Annotated in this window: 2 protein-coding genes; one reads left to right on the top strand and one right to left on the bottom strand. The window is 36.4% G+C overall.

Annotated elements, in window-relative coordinates; genetic code table 11:
* Positions 1–1,140, top strand: a 1,140-nt coding sequence (locus AC4GME_RS18815; protein WP_490380041.1) for a hypothetical protein, incomplete at its 5' end; no start/stop codon positions are given.
* A gap of 276 nt (positions 1,141–1,416) precedes the next feature.
* Here the strand turns inward: AC4GME_RS18815 and AC4GME_RS18810 are convergent.
* A partial coding sequence (locus tag AC4GME_RS18810; protein ID WP_490380040.1) for a hypothetical protein occupies positions 1,417–1,818 on the bottom strand: 402 nt, incomplete at its 5' end.

Genomic DNA, 1,818 nt, shown 5'->3' with positions numbered 1-1,818 from the left:
GAGTCTGAATATGAAAATTCAAGTGATTTAGCGAAGATAAGAAGTGGCTCTTTGTACTTCGTTAAAGATGACACTAAGACATTGGACATACTTCAAAGCGAAGAAGAACTACGATTAGTTGAAAAATGGACCCCTGCATTGCCACAAGATTTCGTTTCCTCTATCAAGGCATCATTACATAACAGAATCAACTATATAATTAGTAAGGAAGACCGAATTATTGGTTTGGAAAAAATGCTTAAAGGTCTCCCAAAACCAACATATACAAAGTCACATAGTATGGGTGAATTAGGCCTGAATGACTCAGTTAAAATATTAAGTGGAGGTTATAGTCACTCTAAGGAAGGTCCTAACTTGGGATGGCTAACACAAACCAACTATTTAGAGCTTGGTAACTATCTCGGAGGAGAGAAAAAGACTGATACAAACATTATAGTTGACTCCAAACTCGTAATAGAATACTTAGATGTGGAGCCACTGTGGTTCATGGTAAATGAAAAAGGGGATACTTATACATTTACCAGTGATATACCGATACAAGCTAATAATAGCGACGAATGGCTTGTTTATAGTTTTACTCATAGCAATGTCACCAAAACACACTATGGTTCAGACAAAAATAGACTACTGGAATTTATTACTAATTCAAAAACTATTGCAGTAAGTCTTGCAAAGGACACTTATAGTCCTTCCTTTGCTAAATTTACACTACTGATTGCACCTGAAATAACGTACAACTATGAAGAGCTAAACGCTTTGCAAAGTTTTGATAGCAAGTGGAATAGACTAGTAGGTAAAAAAGAAATCATGCGTAAGTATGGGGTAACGCAAATAAATGGTAGACATGACCTTGTAACACTATCCAATAAGTTGCTTGAGGGTAAAGTTCAGAAGGGGTATTGTTTTGGCTATAGTTTATCTTCCTCTCATTCTGATGAACTAATTACTCAAGCTTTACCTGATAAAGCTATAGTTTCTATAGGTTATGATAAGCCAACTATTACATTTATGAAAGGTGACTTATTCAATGGTCAAGATGTACAAACTCTAGGGAGAACGTTTTGTTACAACGGTGTTGACTATTATACTAATGTGATAGGAGCTACCCAACAAACCTTATTACTATTGGCCGTAAAATAGCGTGTGTCATAAAATATCGGTCGTTACTCTCGAGTAAGTATTCAGTGAAGGGAGCAATTAGCTCCCTATATCTAACGGGTATTTACACTGTTTGACTTATCCCTCCAGTGATTGTCAATACCAAAGAATCTAGGGCTTAGTTAATTATAGATTCACCCTGATTCCCCACAGTCAAAATGCTACAGCCCTTGCGTAGCAAGGATTGCAAAGGAGGAGTAATAAGTGCTATACATACCCCCCCTTTTTTTTAAGACTTTATTGGAATTGAATCACCAACTAGATACCCAACACTTGCTTGAATGCAGAAGTGGTAACACTTTCATAATATAGGCTATTGTAGTCCTGTGAAAACTGCTCTGCTTCATCTGAGTCAGAGTCAAGAAATACAAATTCTCTAGGCGAAAAACCAGTATCTAAAATGACATCACAAACGGCTGTTAATGCCTCAGGTGACAAGTCACTCACATCCAAAAAGCCTGACTTGCTTTTCCTGATAACAAAACTTAATAATTTAATGTCATCCTGTCGAGTAGGTTTATCCATCTCAAATATAGTAGAAAGCGTTCCTTTTTGATATCTATCCATTACCACTGAATTCGTTTCTGAGTTGTACCATTCAAATGAGTATTCTTCCATTTTAACATCTGGTAAATCCCCACCAGCCATAATAAGCTTATA

Source organism: Psychromonas sp., from assembly GCF_983033635.1.
Note: the sequence above shows the minus strand (reverse complement) of the source record. Positions and strands in the feature narration are given on the sequence as shown.